Source organism: Streptomyces sp. NPDC098101 (assembly GCF_044760185.1).
In the GTDB taxonomy this organism is placed as follows: Bacteria; Actinomycetota; Actinomycetes; order Streptomycetales; family Streptomycetaceae; genus Streptomyces.
Genome location: NZ_JBIWAS010000005.1, coordinates 18,687 through 36,831, shown reverse-complemented (window position 1 = coordinate 36,831; position 18,145 = coordinate 18,687). Strand labels below are relative to the sequence as shown.

Below are 18,145 nucleotides of genomic sequence, written 5' to 3'. Positions count from 1 at the left end.
CGCGAGCCTGGGCATGGCCCTCTGCCCCGCCTGCGAGCGGGCCGGGACGGACCAGCCCGCGCGCGACCCGGTCCTGGTGGGCGACGTCCTGGCGGGTCTGGCCGGCGCCCTGGTCCCGGACGGTGCCCCGGCCGTCCTCGCCCCGGCGATCCCCACCCAGGAGCGAAGACACGTCCGACGGGGCGCCTGACCGGGCGGACCCGCCGGGCGCGGCGTCCCGCGCGTCACCCCAGCCGGGCGAGCGCCTCCGTGGCGATGGACTCGAAGACGGCCTGGTCGGCCGCGAAGTCGGAGTCCGGGATCGGCCAGTGGATCACGATCTCGGTGAAGCCCAGCTCGCGGTGGCGCCCGGCGAAGTCCACGAAGGCGTCCACGGACTCCAGCGGCCGGTTCCGGTCCGGGGTGAAGCCGGTGAGCAGGATCTTGTCCAGGTCGGCCACGTCCCGCCCGGCCTCGACGCAGGCCTTGCCGAGCTTCTCGATCTGGCCCGCCAGGGCCGCCACCGACTGCTCCGGGGTCCCGTCCTCGTACAGCTTCGGGTCGCCGGTCGTCACCCACCCCTGCCCGTACCGGGCGGCCAGCCGCATCCCGCGCGGGCCGGTCGCCGCCACCGCGAACGGCAGCCGGGGGCGCTGGACGCAGCCGGGGACGTTCCGGGCCTCGTCCGCCGTGTAGAAGTCGCCCTTCTGCGAGACCGCGTCCTCGGTGAGCAGCCGGTCGAGCAGCGGCACGAACTCCCCGAACCGGTCCGCCCGCTCCTTCGGCGTCCAGGCCTCCTGGCCGAGCGCGGTGGCGTCGAAGCCGTTGCCGCCCGCGCCGATGCCGAGCGTGATCCGCCCGCCGGAGACGTCGTCCAGGGTGATCAGGTCCTTGGCGAGCGTCACGGGGTGCCGGAAGTTCGGCGAGGTCACGAGCGTGCCGAGGCGGAGCCGTTCGGTGACCGCGGCGGCGGCGGTGAGCGTGGGCACCGCGCCGAACCACGGGCCGTCCCGGAAGGCGCGCCAGGACAGGTGGTCGTAGGTGTACGCGGCGTGGAAGCCGAGCTCCTCGGCGTGCCGCCACTTCCGGCGGCCCCCCTCGTGCCAGCGGTCGATCGGCAGGATCACAGTGCTCAGTCGCATGGGACGACCCTACGAGAGGCCGAGCAGCCCCCGCATCGACGCGGCGGCGCGGACGGCGGCGTCCCCGCAGCAGTTGTTGAAGAGGACGTGCACCTCCCGCGCACGCTCGGCCAGCTCGCGGATGCGCGGTGTCCACTCCGCGAGTTCCGCGGGTGTGTAGTCGTGGCGGAACCTCTCCTCCTTGGTGCCGGTGCCCCAGGCGGTGTTGCGGCCGTGGAAGCGCACCAGGGCGAGGTCCGGAGAGGTGACCCGGACGACCGGCGGTACGGACGTGGGCAGCGTCTGCGTCATGTCCACGGCCACGGTGGCCGTGTCCAGCTCCGCGAGGAGGGCGGCCGTCGCGTCGGCGTGCTCCTCACGCCACCAGCCGGGGTTCCGGAACTCCACGGCCACCGGCCATCCGGCGGCGCGCTCGCGGCACCGGCGCAGGAACTCCGCCGCGGGCCTGCCCGGCACGAGCCGGTGCGGGAACTGGAAGACCAGCGCCCCCAGGCGGCCGGCCCCGCGCAGCGGTTCGAGGGCCGCGCCGTACCGCTCCCACACCTCGTCGAGCAGCCCGGGATCGATGCCGCCGCCCGGGTCCCTCCGCTGCCGGAGGAAGGCCGGGCGGAGGTCGGCGGGCAGCGCCTCCGGCCGGGTCGGGTGCCCGGTGAACAGCGAGAACGCCTTCACGTCGAAGCGGAAGCCCTCGGGGGTGCGCTCGGCCCACAGATGGCTGTTGCGGGTGCTGGGCAGCCCGTAGTACGTGGAGTCCACCTCCACCACCGGGAAGCGCGTGGCGTAGTACCGGAGCCTGCCCTCCGCGTCCCGTTGTCCCGTCGGGTACCAGCCGCTGGACACCAGCGCCTTGTCCGTCCACGAGCAGGTGCCGACCCGGATCTCTCCCATCCGGCCAGTGTTCCCCGGGACCGGCGGCGGATTCGCCCGGCACGCGGGGGGTTCCGGCGGCCCTCGCCGGTCCTCCACGACCGCCTACGACCCCCTACGGACCTCTACGGCACCGGGGCCGGGGGCGTCAGCGGACGTTCCGGTTCATCCACGCCGTGAGCGAGGCGCCGGGGACGAGTTCCCGGTACGTCTCGTCGCCGGGCAGCGGGACGACCAGCCACCAGCCGGGCGGGAAGAACCGGCCCTTCACATGGGCGAGGCCGCCGTGGACGGACCGCAGGAAGGCCGGGACGGCGTCGCGGGGGACGTCCGCGAACTCGATGCCCTCCACGGTGATCCGGGCGTCGTCCTCGGGGAAGACCTGGACGGTGACGACGGGGGACCCGCCCAGTTCGACGAAGGCCTCGTGCGGCAGGGAGCCGTCCGGGTCGAGGACGGCGAACGCGTCCGACGCGGTACGCCGGGAGGTCCGGTCCGCGCCGATGTCGTCGGTGACCGTCACCTCCAGGCCGAACTCCCGGGCGATCTCACGGATCGCGGTGACGGTCGCCTCGGTGCTGGGAAGGTGGGGATGGGCCATGCGAACGATCATGCCGCACGGCTCGCGCCCCTTCCTGGCGGCGGGGTCAGGACGGGAGGCGGAGGAAATCCGGCGGGACCGTGTCGGTCAGCCACACCCCGTTGGCGCTGACGTGGAAGACGTGCCCGGCCCGGTGCATGGCGCCGGCGTCGACGCTCAGGACGACCGGCCGGCCCCGGCGGGCGCCGACCCGCGTCGCGGTCTCCCGGTCGGGGGAGAGGTGCACATGGTGGCGGGCCATGGGCCGCAGCCCCTCCGCCCGGATCGCGGGGAGCCGGGTCGCGACCGTGCCGTGGTAGAGGTACGCGGGCGGTTCGGCGGCGGGCAGGTCCAGGTCCACCTGGACCGTGTGGCCCTGGCTGGCGCGGATGCGGGTTCCCTCGACGGCGAAGCGCTTCTTGTCGTTGGTCTCGACGACGTGGTCGAGCTCCTCGCGGGTGATCGGGAAGCCGTGCTCGGCGGTGGCCCGGAGCAGCGCGTCGATCTCGGTCCAGCCCTGTGCGTCGAGGACGAGCCCGATGCGCTCGGGCTGGTGCCGCAGGTGCTTGGAGAGGTACTTGGAGACCTTCACCGTGCGGCGTTCGTCCAAGGGTGGTCGTGGGGTCATCCGGTCAGGATGCCGGAGCCGGGATCGCCCCGGCCAATGATTTCCGACGACTTACGGTGGACAGGTTTGATCCACAGCCGGAGTGAGTTATCCACAGGATCAGGAGCCTTTCTGTGGACAACGAGACTGTTATTTCAGGGCAATTGACCAACTTCAGGCTCTATGGGGCGACTTGAGGTAAGTGCGTCCAATGTTCTCTTGTGGACCTCTCGTTCCGTGGCCGCCGTGACGAAGGCCGCGACCCCCTCCGCCCCGACCAGGCCCTGCACGGCCCGGACCGTCCCGGCGGGCAGGACCACCGGGCGCGGCTCGTCGTCCTGCGCGGGCGGCGCGTCCGGCGACAGGTGGACCTGGAGGTGCCGGGTGGCGAACAGGCGCATGGCACGCGCCAGTTCGGCGTCCACCGTCTGCTGGGCGAGCGGTCTGAGCCGCCGCACCATCGCCGCCGCGTCGGCCGCGTCCGCGTCCGTCGGCGGCCGGTGCTCCAGATAGCGGGCGAAGACGTACTCGGTCGTGAACTCCAGGAAACGGGAGGCGATGTGCTCGACCTGGCCCCGCAGCTCCCTCAGGTGCCCGGTGATCGCCGTCAGCGGCACCCCGGCCGCGTACAGCTCGGCCGCCACCGCCAGTTCCTGGGGGCTCGGTACGAGGTACTCCTCCGTCTCCCGGTCCGGGATCCGCTCCAGCACGCCCAGTTCCACGGCCTCCCGGATCGCCTCCTCGTCCGGCGTGCCGCCGAAGCGGGCGTCCAGCTCCGCGCGCGATATCCGGGCCGCCTCCTCGTCCGTCCACGGCCCGTGGACCTCCGCGACCAGGCCGAGCACCCCGCCGAGCCCCCGGCCGGTGTCCCACGCCTCCATGAGCTCCTTGATCGAGGCCAGGGTGTAGCCCCGGTCGAGGAGGTCGGCGATCCGCCGGAGCCGCGCGAGGTGCGCGTCCCCGTAGACGTTCGCCCTGCCCCGCCGCTCCGGACGGGGCAGCAGACCGCGGTCCTGGTAGGCGCGGATCGTCCGGACCGTGGCCCCGCTGAGACGGGCGAGATCCTCGATCCGGTACTCCGGCTGTGCTGACTGCTCGGACAAACCCGCTCCCACCGACCGCTTCCACCACCCCGCCGCCGCGGAGCCGTCCTGCGAGGGATCGTACGACCGCCGCCCCCGCCCCCTGCCCGCCTCCGTCCCCTGCCCGCCTCCGTCTCCGCGCTTACCCGCCTCCGTCCGCCGCCGCGCCCCCTACGCCGGCGGCTGCCAGCGCGCGAGGGTGCGCAGCGCGCCCGGGCTCAGCCGGGACAGGAAGCGGGCGCCCCGCGCCTCAGGGGTCACCGGCACGACGGCCCGGTCGTGCAGGACGGCCCCCAGGATCGCGTCCGCGACCTTCTCCGGCGGGTAGTTCCGCAGCCCGTACAGCCGGGACGCCTTCTTCTGCCGCCGCTTCTCCTCCGCCTCGTCCGACACCCCGGCGAACCGCGTGGTCGCCGTGATGTTGGTGTTGACGATGCCGGGGCATATCGCGGACACCCCGATGCCCTGTCCGGCCAGCTCGGCCCGCAGGCACTCGCTGAGCATCAGCACCGCCGCCTTCGAGGTGCTGTACGCGGGCAGGGCCCGGGAAGGCTGGAAGGCCGCGGCGGACGCGGTGTTCACGATGTGGCCGCCCTGGCCCCGCGCGACCATCCGCGCCCCGAAGTGCCGACACCCGTGGATCACGCCCCACAGGTTGACGTCCAGGACCCGCCCCCACTCCTCGCTCGACGTCTCGAAGAAGGAACCGGCGAGCCCGATGCCCGCGTTGTTGACCAGGACGTCGACGACCCCGTACTCGTCCTCCACCTTGGCGGCCAGCTTCTCCATCGCCTGCTCGTCGGAGACGTCGACGGCCTCGCCCCAGGCCTCCGGGGCCCCGATCAGCCGCGCCATCTCCGCCGTGCGGGCCGCCCCGTCGGCGTCCCGGTCCACGGCCACGACCCGGGCCCCGGCCTCCGCGAACGCGAAGGCGGTGGCCCGTCCGATGCCGCTGGCCGCCCCGGTCACCAGGACGAGCTGGCCGCCGAACCGCTCCGCGTACTCCGGCCGCACCCCGCTCTTCACCGGCTTCGCCGCGACCGGCGCCGATGCTCCGGCCGCCGACCCCTCGTGGGTCCTGACGAACTCGGCGATCCAAGAGGACAGCTGGTCCGGCCGGGTGCGCGGCACCCAGTGCTTGGCGGGCAGGGTGCGCCGGGTCAGCTCCGGCACCCAGCTGCCCAGGTCGTCGTAGAGCCGGTCGGAGAGGAAGGCGTCACCGGTCGGCACGATCAGCTGCACGGGCACGTGCGCGTACGCGTCGGGGCGCGGCCGGGAGAGCCGGGCCCGGACGTTGTCCCGGTAGAGCCAGGCCCCGTGCGCCGCGTCGTTCGGCAGCGAGGACGTCGGGTAGTCGCCGGCCGGGACCTTCTCCACCCGCTCCAGGATCCCCGGCCAGCGCTTCCCGAGTGGCCCGCGCCAGGCCAGCTCCGGCAGCACGGGGGTGTGCAGCATGTACACGTACCAGGACTTGGCGCCCTGCCCGAGGAGCTGCCCGATCCGGCGCGGGGTGGGCCGGGCCATCCGCCGCTTGATCCAGTGCCCGAAGTGGTCGAGGGAGGGCCCGGACATCGAGGTGAAGGAGGCGATCCGGCCCTCGGTGCGCGGCACGGTGGCGAACTCCCACCCCTGCACCGAGCCCCAGTCGTGGCCGACGAGGTGGACCGGCCGGTCCGGGCTGACGGCGTCGGCGACCGCGAGGAAGTCGTCCGTCAGCTTCTCCAGGGTGAAGCCGCCGCGCAGCGGGGCCGGTGCCGTCGACCGGCCGTGGCCCCGGACGTCGTACAGCACCACGTGGAACTCCTCGGCCAGCCGGACCGCGACCTCCGACCACACCTCCTTGGAGTCCGGATAGCCGTGCACGAGCAGGACGGTCGGCCGGCCCGCCTCGCCGAGCTCGGCGACGCACAGCTCGATCCCGCCCGTACGGACCCGGCGCTCCCGGGCTCCCTTGAGCTCCGTCATCAGACCGCTCCCTCGTTCCAGCGCCGCACGTGCGGCAGATCGTCGTCCAGCCAGAACGCGCTCTGCTCGGGGTCCCTGGAGTCGGTGACGACCAGGATCTCCTCGAACTTCGCGCCCGTACCCCGGAATCCGAGGTGCGGCTCGACCGCCCACAGCCCGGGTGTGGGCGGGTGGTCGGAGAACTTGTACGGCGACCAGAGCGGCGACCAGCCGTCCCGGTGCCCGTGCAGGGCGTCGCTCGCCAGGCCCTTGAGCGCCTGGGCGCCGAAGCCGAAGAGCGTCGGTGCCATGCGGCGCTCCTTCACCCGGTCGATCTTGTGGGCGATGACGCCGAAGGGGTAGGCCCGGTGCCGGTTCGCGTACCCCTGACGGACCATGAGCCGGTCCACGTCCTCGTATATCTCGCGCAGCGTGCGGCGCTCGCGCACCTCGCGCAGGATCAGCTCGCGGTGGGCCGCGAGGTCGGCGAGCAGCCTGTCGTGCAGGGGGTCGAGGCCGAGGCAGCCGCTGTAGCCGATGTCGGCCGTGTATCCCTTGTGGACCGGGGCCATGTCGAGGATGAACGGCATCCCCGCCTCCAGGCGCCGGTTCGTCGGGAAGAACTGGAGCGGGATCTTGAAGTCCACGAAGGCCGTGCGGTCCCCGAACCAGGCGAACGGCCGGTGGAACCAGTCCCGGACGCCCCGCTCGTACAGCCACTCCCGCTGCATCCGGGCGGCCTCGCGTTCGGTCACGCCCGGCCTCAGCTGCGCCGCGACGGCTTCCGCGCACGCGTAGGCGAGCCGCTGCACCTCCCTGAATCCCCGCAGCTCCGCGGAGAGTCCACCTGCCACTGCCGTTGCCATGCCACCCGCCGTCCCCTGTGAGCGCCCGGCTGCGCTACGCGTTCGTAACTTGACATCGATGAATGTGACAATGCCCGGCGGCTGAGTCAAGGGGTCGGACGACGGCCTGTGGAAAACTCCGCCGGAAGCGCACCCGGCGATTCCCGGGAAGCACGGCGGACGACCTCCTGAAACCACGGAGAACCACGGAGAACCACGGAGATTCACGGGGAACCACCGCGGAAGGAACCACCGGGAACGACAGTCCGCCGCCCCGCAGGAGACAACTTTCGTCGTTCCGTCCCCGCGGGCTTGTACTCCTGTAGTCGGACAGAGATCGAGCCGTTGGTCTGACGACGCGTGTGGCGCACACCACTACCTTCGTAGCGTGACTGTGATCGCGACCGAAAGCCTCAGCAAGCGGTTCCCCCGGGTGACCGCTCTCGACCGGCTCTCCCTGGACATCGGGCCCGGTGTGACCGGACTGGTGGGTGCCAACGGAGCCGGCAAGTCCACGATGATCAAGATCCTGCTCGGACTCTCCCCCGCCACGGAGGGCCACGCGGAGGTCCTGGGCCTCGACGTCCGGACCTCCGGCCCCCAGATCCGCGAGCGCGTGGGATACATGCCCGAGCACGACTGCCTCCCTCCGGACGTCTCGGCCACCGAGTTCGTCGTCCACATGGCGCGGATGTCCGGGCTGCCCCCGACCGCCGCCCGCGAGCGGACGGCCGACACCCTGCGCCACGTCGGCCTGTACGAGGAGCGCTACCGCCCCATCGGCGGGTACTCGACCGGCATGAAGCAGCGGGTGAAACTCGCCCAGGCGCTGGTCCACGACCCGAAGCTGGTCCTCCTCGACGAGCCGACCAACGGCCTCGACCCGGTCGGCCGGGACGAGATGCTCGGACTGATCCGCCGAGTCTGGACCGACTTCGGCATCTCCGTCCTCGTCACCTCCCACCTCCTCGGCGAGCTGGAGCGCACCTGCGACCACGTCGTCGTCATCGACGGCGGACGCCTCCTGCGCTCCAGTTCCACCAGCGACTTCACCCGGATCACCACGACCCTCGCGGTCGAGGTCACCGACTCCGACGAGCACCCCGACGGCACGGCAGCCCTCCGCACGGCCCTCGCGACCGCCGGCGTCACCCTCCACCCGGGCGTGGAGGAGGGCCTGCCCGGCGCCGGCCACGTCCTGCTCCTGGAGGCGGCCGGCGAGGAGACGTACGACCTGGTGCGCGACACCGTCGCCGGGCTCGGCCTCGGGCTCGTCCGCATGGAGCAGCGCCGCCACCACATCGCCGAGGTCTTCCGCCCGGAGGCCGCCGAGGCGTCCACGCCGCACGAGGAGGTGCCGGCCCGATGAGCACCCAGATCCCCCAGCCCTCCCAGGCCGCTCCCGACACGACCCGCATCCACAACATCGGGTACCGGTCCTACGACGGCCCGCGCCTCGGCCGGGCGTACGCGCGCCGGTCGCTGTTCTCGCAGTCCCTGCGCGGCGCGTACGGGCTGGGCCGCAGCGCCAAGTCCAAGGTGCTGCCGATGCTGCTGGCCGGCGTGATGTGCGTCCCGGCGCTGATCATCGTCGCCGTCGCGGTGGCGACCAAGCAGACCAAGCTCTCGATCGAATACACGCAGTACGCGATCTTCCTCCAGGTCGTCATCGGCATCTACCTGGCCTCCCAGGCGCCCCAGTCGGTCTCCCGGGACCTCCGGTTCAGGACCGTGCCGCTGTACTTCTCCCGCCCGATCGAGCGCGCGGACTACGTGCTCGCCAAGTTCGGCGCGATGGCGTCGGCGCTCTTCATCCTCACGGCCGTCCCGCTGCTGATCATGTGGATCGGCTCGATGCTCGCCAAGATGGACTTCGCCGAGCAGGCCAAGATGTTCGGCCAGGGGCTCGTCTCGGTGGCGCTGCTCTCGCTGCTCTTCGGCGGCATCGGCCTCGTCATGGCGGCCCTCACCCCGCGCCGCGGCTTCGGCGTCGCCGCCGTCATCGGCGTCCTGACCATCTCGTACGGCGCGGTCTCGACGCTCATGGGCATCGCCTACGCCACGGAGAACCCGGGCGCCATCGACTGGCTCGGCCTGTTCTCGCCGATCACCCTCATCGACGGCGTGCAGACCGCCTTCCTGGGCGCACCGCCCATGTTCCCCGAGCTCGGAGGCCCGGGCGCCGGGATCGGCGTGGTCTACCTGCTGGTCGTCCTCGCGCTGATCGCCGGCTCGTACGGCATCCTCATGCGCCGCTACCGAAAGGTCGGACTGTGACCACGCTCCACATCGACCACGTCTCCCGCTGGTTCGGAAACGTCGTGGCCGTGAACGACGTCACGATGGCGGTGGGCCCCGGCGTCACCGGTCTCCTCGGCCCCAACGGCGCCGGGAAGTCCACCCTGATCAACATGATGGGCGGCTTCCTCGACCCCTCCACCGGCACCGTCACCCTCGACGGACGGACGATCTGGGGGAACGAGTCGGTCTACCGCGACATCGGCGTCGTGCCCGAGCGGGAGGCGATGTACGACTTCCTCACCGGCCGCGAGTTCGTCCTGGCCAACGCCGAGCTCCAGGGCCTCGGCGCCAAGGAGGCCCAGCAGGCCCTGGCCACGGTCGAGATGGAGTACGCGCAGGACCGCAAGGTCTCCACATACAGCAAGGGCATGAGGCAGCGCGTGAAGATGGCCTCGGCCCTCGTCCACGACCCGTCCGTGCTCCTGCTCGACGAGCCGTTCAACGGCATGGACCCGCGCCAGCGTATGCAGCTGATGGACCTGCTGCGGCGGATGGGCGCGGCCGGCCGCACGGTGCTCTTCTCCTCGCACATCCTGGAGGAGGTCGAGCAGCTCGCCTCCCACATCGAGGTGATCGTGGCCGGACGGCACGCGGCCTCCGGCGACTTCCGCAAGATCCGCCGCCTGATGACGGACCGGCCGCACCGCTATCTGGTCCGCTCCAGCGACGACCGGGCCCTCGCGGCCGCGCTGATCGCCGACCCGTCCACGGCCGGCATCGAGGTCGACCACGCGGACGGCGGACTGCGCATCCAGGCGGTCGACTTCGGGCGGTTCACGCAGCTGCTGCCGAAGGTCGCGCGCGAGCGGGGGATCCGTCTCCTGACGGTCTCGCCCTCGGACGAGTCCCTCGAATCGGTCTTCTCGTACCTCGTAGCGGCCTGAAAGGAGCCTGACCGATGTACAACCCCACAGTCGCCCGGCTCACCTACCGGGCCCTCCTCGGCCGCCGCAGGGCCCTGATCCTCTTCCTGCTGCCCGCCATGCTGCTGGTCATCTCGGCGGCGGTCCGGATGTTCAACGGCGCGGACGACCAGGTCGCGGCCGACGTCCTCGGCGGCTTCGCCCTGGCCACGATGGTCCCGCTGATCGGCGTGATCGCCGGCACGGGCGCGATCGGCCCCGAGATCGACGACGGCTCGATCGTCTACCTGCTGTCCAAGCCGGTGAAGCGGCCCACGATCATCTTCACGAAGCTGATCGTCGCGATCGCGGTGACCATGGTCTTCTCGGCGGTGCCGACGCTGATCGCCGGGTTCATCCTCAACGGCAACGGCCAGCAGGTGGCCGTGGCGTACACGGTGGCGGCGCTCGTGGCCTCCATCGCGTACAGCGCCCTGTTCCTGCTGCTCGGCACGGTCAGCCGGCACGCCGTGGTGATCGGCCTGGTCTACGCCCTGGTGTGGGAGGCCCTCTTCGGCTCCCTGATCGCGGGCGCCCGCACCCTGAGCGTCCAGCAGTGGGCGCTCGCCCTCGCGGAGAAGGTCACCGGCGACGGCCTGGTCACCTCCGAGGTCGGACTCACCACGGCGGTGGTCCTCCTGGTGGCGGTCACGGTCGCGGCGACTTGGTTCGCCGGCCAGAAGCTCCGCCGCCTGACCCTGGCGGGCGAGGAGTAGACCCGGAAGACGGACGAGGAAGCGGTACGGCTCCGAGGGGCGTCGCCCCCGGCTCCGGGAGGCCCTCCCGGAGCCGTCCCGCCACCCCGGCCCGTGACCTCAGACCGTACGGTTCCGGGCCGCGAGGAGCCCCACGGCCAGGGCCGCCGCGCAGACGCCGAGGACCCCGCAGATCGGCGGGGTCCAGGAGCCGGTGGCCTGGTGCAGGGCACCGGCCGCCAGCGGGCCCGCGGCGGCGAGCAGATAGCCGACCGTCTGGGCCATCCCCGAGAGCCCGGCCGCGGTCACCGCGTCCCCGGAGCGCAGCACGATCAGGGTCAGGGCGAGCCCGACCGCACCGCCCTGGCCGACGCCGAGGAGCGCCGACCAGAGCCAGGCGCCCTCCACCGGCGCCACCAGCAGACCGGCGTAACCGGCCGCGACCAGCGTGGTGACGAGCACGATCAGCGGGCGCTGGCTCCGCATCCGGCCGGCGAGCAGCGGCACCACGAAGGCGCCCGCCACCTGCACCAGGTTGTTGAAGGCGAAGACCACGCCGGCGGTGGAGCGGTCCATCCCGTGGTCGACGAAGATCGTCGGCATCCAGGCGATCAGCACGTACGTCCAGAGCGACTGCAGGCCCATGAAGAGCGTGACCTGCCAGGCGAGCGCCGAGCGCCAGACGTTCACCGGGCGGGCGCCCCCGGCCGGGACGGCCCGTACCGCGTGGCCCGTACGGCCGCGGGCGATCAGCACCTGGGGCAGCCAGGCGACCGCCGCCACCGCGGCGAGCAGCGACCAGGAGCCGAGGGAGGCCTCCCAGCCGCCGCCCAGGGCCTTCTCCAGAGGGACGGCCGCCGCCGCGGCCACCGTGGCGCCCGCGATCATCGCGCCCGTGTACACCGAGGTCATCGCCGCGGCCCGGTCCGGGAAGTCACGCTTGATCAGGCCGGGCATCAGCACGTTGAGCAGGGCGATCGCCGTTCCGACGAGGATCCCGCCGCCGTACAGCGCGTACACGGACGGCAGCACGCGCGCGAGGACACCGGCGCCGAGCAGCAGGAGCGCCGCGAACAGCACGCGCTCGGCGCCGAACCGGCGCCCCAGCCACGGCGCCACCGCCGCGCCCGCGCCCAGGAAGAGCACCGGCACCGAGGTGACGAGCGAACTCGCCGTCGCGGAGAGCCCGAAGGCGGCGGATATCTCGCCGACCAAGGGGGCCACGCTCGCCAGGGCCGCCCGCATGTTCAGCGAGGCCAGCACGATCCCGACGAGGAGCAGCGCCGGATGCGCGAGCAGGGCGCGCCGGGCCGCCGCCCCGGCCGCCGAGGTCCGGACCCCGGCCTCGGCGTCGACGAGCACGGGCGCGGGGCCCGGCGCGGAGCCGGACACGGACGCGGAGCCGGGTGCGGAGTCCGGACCGGAGCCGAAGGCGGGCGCGGAACCAGGGGCCGACGTGGTGTCGGACGCGGTCACGGGCGCCGACGCGTCCGCCTCCGTACCGGACGTACGCGCTCCGGCGCTCATCGGGACCGCCTCTGTACCGGACGTACGTGCTCCGGCGCTCATCGCGTCCGCTCCGTCAGCGCCGCCACCGTCTCCATCGGCACCCGCAGCAGCTCGCGGGCCTGCCGCTCCGCCGCCTCCGGATCGCCCGCCTCGACCGCGGCCACCAGGGCCTCGTGGGCGTCGATGTCGACCGGCGGCATCTCCCGGTCGCCGAGGGCCTCCACCAGGACCTCGTGGACCTGGGCCGAGAAGAAGCGGTACACCTCCACGAAGGCCGCGTTGTGGGTCGCGCCGACGACCGCCAGGTGGAAGGCGAGGTCCGCGTCGGCGTTCCGGTCGCCCTCCTCCCGCAGGGTGGCCAGGGCGGCCCGCAGCCGCAGCAGGTCGTGGGTGTCGCGCCGGGCGGCGGCGAGCCGGGCCGCCTCGGCCTCCAGGGCGACCCGCAGTTCGAGCACGTCGGCCGCGCCCGCGTGCCGGACCCCGCGCAGGACGGCCGCCGGGTCGGCGGTGGACCTGACGAAGGTGCCGTTGCCCTGGCGGGACTCCAGGAGCCCGGCGTGGACGAGGACCCGGACGGCCTCGCGGACGGTGTTGCGGCCCACCCCGAGCTGTTGCGCGAGCTCGTGCTCGGTGGGGATGCGGTCGCCGACCGCCCACTCCCCGTCCGCGAGCTGACCGCGGAGCTGCTTCACCGCGGAGTCCACCAGCGAGGTCCGCCCCGCCGCCCTGAGTGCCATGCCGTCCCGACCTCTCGATTCGCCCGGTTGCCCAGTCATCCTACAACTCACCACCCCGGGAACACGGGACTACTGTGGGGCCGTACGCGGACGGAACACCCTCATCACCCTCGGGAGTCAGTCATGTCAGACCGCTTCGACGTCGTCGTACTCGGAGCTGGCCCCGGCGGCTACGTCGCCGCCATCCGCGCCGCCCAGCTGGGCAAGCGGGTCGCGGTCGTCGAGGAGAAGTACTGGGGCGGTGTCTGCCTGAACGTCGGCTGCATCCCCACCAAGGCGCTGCTGCGCAACGCCGAACTCGCCCACATCTTCCACCACGAGGCGAAGACCTTCGGCATCAAGGTCGACGGCACCGTCTCCTTCGACTACACGGAGGCGTTCCGCCGCAGCCGTACGGTCGCGGACGGCCGCGTCAAGGGCGTCCACTACCTGATGAAGAAGAACGGGATCACCGAGTTCGACGGCCGGGGCACCTTCCTCGACGCGAACACCCTCCAGGTGGCCAAGTCCGACGGCACCACGCAGACGATCGCCTTCGACAACTGCATCATCGCCACCGGCGCCACCCCGCGCCTGCTGCCGGGCACCTCCCGCACCGACCGCGTGGTGACGTACGAGGAGCAGATCCTCGCCGAGGACGCCCCGAAGTCGATCGTCATCGCCGGCGCCGGCGCGATCGGCATCGAGTTCGCGTACGTCCTGAACAACTACGGCACCAAGGTCACGATCGTCGAGTTCCTCGACCGCATCGCCCCGCTGGAGGACGAGGACGTCTCCAAGGAGCTGGCGAAGCAGTACCGCAAGCTCGGCATCGACGTCCTGACCTCGACCCGCGTCGAGACCATCGACGAGTCCGGCCCGCAGGTCCGCGTCACCGTCACCGGCAAGGACGGCGCCCAGAAGGTCCTGGAGGCCGACAAGGTCCTCCAGGCGATCGGCTTCGCCCCGAACGTCACCGGCTACGGCCTGGAGAACACCGGCGTCGCCCTGACCGAGCGCGGCGCGATCGACGTCGACGGCCGCTGCCGCACCTCCGTGCCGCACATCTACGCCATCGGCGACGTCACCGCGAAGCTGATGCTCGCGCACACCGCCGAGGCCATGGGCGTCATCGCCTCCGAGACCATCGCGGACGCCGAGACGATGGAGCTCGACTACCCGATGATCCCGCGCGCCACCTACTGCCAGCCGCAGATCGCCAGCTTCGGCTGGACCGAGAAGCAGGCGCGCGAGAAGGGCTTCGACGTCAAGGTCGCGAAGTTCCCCTTCACCGCGAACGGCAAGGCGCACGGCCTCGGCGACTCCACCGGCTTCGTCAAGATCGTCGCGGACGCCAAGTACGGCGAGATCATCGGCGCCCACCTGATCGGCCCCGACGTCACCGAGCTGCTGCCCGAGCTGACCCTGGCCCAGCAGTGGGACCTCACGGTCCACGAGGTCGCCCGGAACGTCCACGCCCACCCGACCCTGGGCGAGGCCGTGAAGGAGGCGATCCACGGGATCGCCGGACACATGATCAATTTCTGAGGTTCCTCCCGCGACCCGACGGGTCCGGGTGATAGGCACTGAAAGGTGCCGAGCAGAACCTCTCCGGGTGGCGAACCGTCCCGGCCGATCAGGTCGTGGGTGCGTTCGTCACCCGGTACGCACGCGTGGCTGGCGGTCATCGCGCTCACCAGCCTCGTCATCGCGCTCGCCCCGCCGGGCGTGCAGGACTACTTCCTCCACCGCAACAGCAGCAACCTGCACCAGCTCGCGCACCACCCGGTGCGGGCCCTGCTCGGCAGCGCGTTCTGGATCGAGGACCCGGCCGACATCGTTCTGTACGCGGCGCTCTTCGAGCTCCTGCACGCGCCCGTGGAGCGCTGGCTCGGCACCGCGAAATGGCTCGTCATCGTCGCCGCCGCGCACATCACGGCGACGCTCGTCAGCCAGCAGGTGGTCCTGGCGGCCATCCGCCTCCACGACGTGCCGCGCAGCATGGCGCACGTCGTCGACATCGGGGTCAGTTACGGGCTCGCCGCCTCGGCGGGCGTCCTCGCCCACCGGCTCCCCCGCCCCTGGCGCTGGCTCTATCTGGCGGGCGTGGTCGCGTTCTTCGCCGTCCCGCTCGTCACCGACCGCACGTACACCGATCTGGGGCACACGATCGCCCTGGCGGTCGGTCTCGCCTGCTACCCGCTGACGCGCGGAAAACCGGTCGCACACGAACAGCGACCCGGCGCACACTAGACGTACGGGGGACACGGGGGATCTCCCGAGGAGAGGGGCGGCCGCTTCGAGCGCGCGGACCGCGGTCCGCGCGGGCCGCCCCTCCTTTTCGAGTCCAGCCGACCAGCAGGCTTCCGAGTACAGCCGACCAGCAGGCTTTCGGGTTCAGCCGGCCAGCAGGCGCTCCAGGACGACGGCGATGCCGTCCTCCTCGTTCGAGGCGGTCACCTCGTCGGCCACCGCCCGCAGTTCCGCGTGCGCGTTGCCCATGGCCACGCCGCGGGCCGCCCAGCCGAACATCGGGATGTCGTTGGGCATGTCGCCGAAGGCGATCGTCTCCGCCGCCTTCACGCCCAGCCGGCGGGCGGCGAGCGAGAGGCCCGTCGCCTTGCTGAGGCCGAGCGGCAGGATCTCCACGATGCCGGGCCCCGCCATGACGATGTCCACGAGCCCGCCGACCGTGGCACGGGCGGCCCGGGTCAGCTCGTCGTCGGTCAGCGTCGGGTGCTGGATGTACAGCTTGGTCAGCGGCGCCGACCACAGCTCGGACGGGTCCTCGTACGGCACGTACGGCAGCGGACCCTCGTGGACCCGGTAGCCGGGGCCCATCAGGACCTCGCCCTCCAGGCCGTCGCGGCTCGCGGCGAGGGCCAGCGGGCCCACCTCGGCCTCGATCTTGGACAGGGCGAGCCCGGCGAGCTGCCGGTCCAGGGTCAGCGAGGTCAGCAGCCGGTGCTCACCGGCGTGGTAGACCTGCGCGCCCTGCCCGCACACCGCGATCCCCTCGTAGCCGAGGTCGTCGAGGATGTGCCGGGTCCAGGGCACCGCCCGGCCGGTGACCACGATGTGGGCGGCGCCCGCCGCCGTCGCGGCGGCGAGCGCGTCCCGCGTACGGTCCGAGACGGACTCGTCGGACCGCAGCAGCGTCCCGTCGAGGTCCGTCGCGACCAGGCGGTAGGGGAAGGGGCTCACTTGGCGATCGGCTCCAGGACCTCACGGCCGCCGAGGTAGGGCCGGAGCACCTCGGGCACCCGCACCGAACCGTCGGCCAGCTGGTGGTTCTCCAGGATCGCCACGATCGTGCGCGGTACGGCGCACAGCGTGCCGTTCAGGGTGGCCAGCGGCTGCACCGTCTTCTTGCCGCCCTGCTCGTCGCGCATCCGGACGGAGAGGCGGCGGGCCTGGAAGCTGTCGCAGTTCGACGCCGAGGTCAGCTCGCGGTACTTGCCCTGCGTCGGGATCCACGCCTCGCAGTCGAACTTGCGGGAGGCGGAGGCGCCGAGGTCACCGGTGGCGACGTCGATGACCTGGAACGGCAGCTCCAGACCGGTCAGCCACTGCTTCTCCCAGTCCAGGAGGCGCTTGTGCTCGTTCTCCGCGTCCTCGGGCGCGACGTACGAGAACATCTCGACCTTGTCGAACTGGTGGACGCGGAAGATGCCCCGGGTGTCCTTGCCGTACGTGCCGGCCTCGCGGCGGAAGCAGGGCGAGAAGCCCGCGTACCGCAGCGGCAGCTTGTCGGCGTCGATGATCTCGTCCATGTGGTACGCGGCGAGGGGGACCTCGGAGGTGCCGACGAGGTAGTAGTCGTCCTTCTCCAGGTGGTACACGTTCTCCGCGGCCTGGCCGAGGAAGCCGGTGCCCTCCATGGCGCGCGGACGGACGAGCGCGGGCGTCAGCATGGGGATGAAGCCGGCCTCGGTGGCCTGGGCGATCGCCGCGTTGACCAGGGCCAGCTCCAGGAGGGCGCCGACGCCGGTCAGGTAGTAGAAGCGCGAGCCGGAGACCTTGGCGCCCCGCGCCACGTCGATGGCGCCGAGCGCCTCGCCCAGCTCCAGGTGGTCCTTGGGCTCGAAGCCCTCGGCCGCGAAGTCGCGGATGGTGCCGTGCGTCTCCAGGACGACGAAGTCCTCCTCGCCGCCGACCGGGACGTCCGTGTGGACGATGTTCCCGAGCTGGAGCAGCAGGCGCTTGGCCGTCTCGTCGGCCTCGTTCTGCTCGGCCTCGGCGGTCTTGACGTCGGTCTTGAGCTGCTCGGCCTTCTGCAGGAGTTCGGCGCGCTCCTCCGGGGTGGCCCTGGGGATCAGCTTGCCGAGCGCCCTCTGCTCGGATCGGAGCTCGTCGAAGCGGACGCCGGACGACCTGCGCCGCTCATCGGCGGAGAGCAGGGCGTCGACGAGGGAGACGTCCTCTCCACGGGCGCGCTGGGAGGCGCGAACACGGTCGGGGTCCTCACGGAGCAGGCGAAGGTCAATCACCCCACCAGGCTACCGGTGTGCGTTCGCGCGACCCCACCGGATAAGAGGGCGTGTGCGGTTTCGCCCGAATTGCCGCGCTCGGAAATGTCGCGGGCGGGGTGGGCGGTGTCGCAGACGAGGTGGACGCGAATAGTTATCCACAGCCTGTGCGGAAAAACTGTGGACTACGGAAAGGGTCGCAGGCTTTTCTCGCTCCGCGCCTGGGAAATCCGTGATCAAACAGCATCGAGACGCTCATTCGGGTGGGAATCGCTCACTCCGAAGAGTGGGTCTGCCGGGGGATGCTGACGGGGAGGCGGGTGGAGCGCTGTGGATGACGTCCCCGGCGATCGGGAGTGACTAGGGCGATTTGTCGACCTTGCCGGAATGTGGTGTCGACTTGTCCCCAGGCTGGACGGAATACCTGTGGATAACCTCTGTGGGTAACTGAAAAATATGCAGGTAGGACTAGTGGTTCGTACCTGTGGACGACCGCGCACGCTCCGG

18 protein-coding genes are annotated in these 18,145 nt (G+C 71.9%); 7 read left to right on the top strand and 11 right to left on the bottom strand.

Annotation, left to right across the window (positions count from 1 at the left end; all coding sequences use genetic code 11):
* Window positions 1-13 precede the first annotated feature (13 nt).
* Window positions 14-190: a hypothetical protein gene (locus ACIQVI_RS23035; protein ID WP_403598869.1), complete on the top strand. Its 177-nt coding sequence runs from the start codon at window positions 14-16 to the stop codon at window positions 188-190.
* 34 nt (window positions 191-224) lie between these two features.
* Here ACIQVI_RS23035 and ACIQVI_RS23030 read toward each other — a convergent pair whose 3' ends face one another.
* The 7 genes from ACIQVI_RS23030 to ACIQVI_RS23000 form a co-directional block, all read right to left on the bottom strand.
* A complete protein-coding gene (locus ACIQVI_RS23030; protein WP_403598866.1) occupies window positions 225-1,121 on the bottom strand; it encodes an LLM class flavin-dependent oxidoreductase in 897 nt (298 codons plus the stop codon).
* A 9-nt stretch (window positions 1,122-1,130) separates the two neighbouring features.
* Entirely contained in the window at window positions 1,131-2,009 is an 879-nt protein-coding gene (locus tag ACIQVI_RS23025) for a DUF72 domain-containing protein (protein ID WP_403598864.1), read from the bottom strand.
* Between the two features lie 127 nt (window positions 2,010-2,136).
* Entirely contained in the window at window positions 2,137-2,589 is a 453-nt protein-coding gene (locus ACIQVI_RS23020) for a hypothetical protein (protein ID WP_403598861.1), read from the bottom strand.
* 46 nt (window positions 2,590-2,635) lie between these two features.
* Window positions 2,636-3,178, bottom strand: coding sequence for an RNA 2'-phosphotransferase (locus ACIQVI_RS23015; protein ID WP_403599757.1), 543 nt, complete (start codon window positions 3,176-3,178; stop codon window positions 2,636-2,638).
* Between the two features lie 152 nt (window positions 3,179-3,330).
* The gene (locus tag ACIQVI_RS23010) at window positions 3,331-4,278 is read right to left on the bottom strand and encodes a MerR family transcriptional regulator (protein WP_403598858.1); all 948 of its coding nucleotides are present in this window, start codon (window positions 4,276-4,278) and stop codon (window positions 3,331-3,333) included.
* Between the two features lie 150 nt (window positions 4,279-4,428).
* Window positions 4,429-6,222: an SDR family oxidoreductase gene (locus ACIQVI_RS23005; RefSeq protein WP_403598855.1), complete on the bottom strand. Its 1,794-nt coding sequence runs from the start codon at window positions 6,220-6,222 to the stop codon at window positions 4,429-4,431.
* Window positions 6,222-7,067 (bottom strand): M24 family metallopeptidase, encoded by an 846-nt coding sequence (locus ACIQVI_RS23000; protein WP_403598852.1) that lies wholly within the window; start codon window positions 7,065-7,067, stop codon window positions 6,222-6,224. Before ACIQVI_RS23000 ends, ACIQVI_RS23005 begins: the two co-directional genes overlap by 1 nt.
* Window positions 7,068-7,440: 373 nt before the next feature.
* Here ACIQVI_RS23000 and ACIQVI_RS22995 point away from each other — a divergent pair, with 373 nt between their 5' ends.
* Genes ACIQVI_RS22995 through ACIQVI_RS22980 form a run of 4 tightly spaced genes read left to right on the top strand, consistent with a single transcriptional unit; the run spans window position 7,441 to window position 10,965 of the window.
* Complete coding sequence (locus ACIQVI_RS22995; RefSeq protein WP_351970196.1) at window positions 7,441-8,415, top strand: ABC transporter ATP-binding protein; 975 nt, start codon at window positions 7,441-7,443, stop codon at window positions 8,413-8,415.
* Window positions 8,412-9,323 (top strand): ABC transporter permease subunit, encoded by a 912-nt coding sequence (locus ACIQVI_RS22990; RefSeq protein ID WP_351970179.1) that lies wholly within the window; start codon window positions 8,412-8,414, stop codon window positions 9,321-9,323. Before ACIQVI_RS22995 ends, ACIQVI_RS22990 begins: the two co-directional genes overlap by 4 nt.
* A complete protein-coding gene (locus ACIQVI_RS22985) occupies window positions 9,320-10,231 on the top strand; it encodes an ABC transporter ATP-binding protein (RefSeq protein WP_351970178.1) in 912 nt (303 codons plus the stop codon). The genes ACIQVI_RS22990 and ACIQVI_RS22985 overlap by 4 nt, the downstream gene beginning before the upstream one ends.
* Before the next feature lie 14 nt (window positions 10,232-10,245).
* Window positions 10,246-10,965: an ABC transporter permease gene (locus ACIQVI_RS22980; protein ID WP_351970177.1), complete on the top strand. Its 720-nt coding sequence runs from the start codon at window positions 10,246-10,248 to the stop codon at window positions 10,963-10,965.
* 99 nt (window positions 10,966-11,064) lie between these two features.
* Here ACIQVI_RS22980 and ACIQVI_RS22975 read toward each other — a convergent pair whose 3' ends face one another.
* Both ACIQVI_RS22975 and ACIQVI_RS22970 read right to left on the bottom strand, forming a co-directional pair.
* Window positions 11,065-12,471, bottom strand: a complete 1,407-nt coding sequence (locus ACIQVI_RS22975; protein ID WP_403598847.1) for a CynX/NimT family MFS transporter — start codon at window positions 12,469-12,471, stop codon at window positions 11,065-11,067.
* Window positions 12,472-12,509: 38 nt separating this feature from the next.
* Window positions 12,510-13,190 carry a FadR/GntR family transcriptional regulator gene (locus tag ACIQVI_RS22970; RefSeq protein ID WP_403598844.1) on the bottom strand — a complete coding sequence of 227 codons (681 nt, stop codon included), beginning with the start codon at window positions 13,188-13,190 and terminating at the stop codon, window positions 12,510-12,512.
* 123 nt (window positions 13,191-13,313) lie between these two features.
* Between ACIQVI_RS22970 and lpdA the strand changes: the two genes are divergently transcribed.
* Together lpdA and ACIQVI_RS22960 are read left to right on the top strand one after the other, a co-directional pair.
* On the top strand, window positions 13,314-14,717 hold the full coding sequence (lpdA, locus tag ACIQVI_RS22965) for a dihydrolipoyl dehydrogenase (RefSeq protein ID WP_351970897.1): 1,404 nt from the start codon (window positions 13,314-13,316) through the stop codon (window positions 14,715-14,717).
* 45 nt (window positions 14,718-14,762) lie between these two features.
* The gene (locus ACIQVI_RS22960; protein ID WP_403598841.1) at window positions 14,763-15,422 is read left to right on the top strand and encodes a rhomboid-like protein; all 660 of its coding nucleotides are present in this window, start codon (window positions 14,763-14,765) and stop codon (window positions 15,420-15,422) included.
* A 144-nt stretch (window positions 15,423-15,566) separates the two neighbouring features.
* Here ACIQVI_RS22960 and ACIQVI_RS22955 read toward each other — a convergent pair whose 3' ends face one another.
* On the bottom strand, window positions 15,567-16,373 hold the full coding sequence (locus ACIQVI_RS22955) for an HAD family hydrolase (protein WP_383149441.1): 807 nt from the start codon (window positions 16,371-16,373) through the stop codon (window positions 15,567-15,569).
* On the bottom strand, window positions 16,370-17,659 hold the full coding sequence (serS, locus tag ACIQVI_RS22950; protein ID WP_351970900.1) for a serine--tRNA ligase: 1,290 nt from the start codon (window positions 17,657-17,659) through the stop codon (window positions 16,370-16,372). The genes ACIQVI_RS22955 and serS overlap by 4 nt, the downstream gene beginning before the upstream one ends.
* Window positions 17,660-18,145 lie beyond the last annotated feature (486 nt).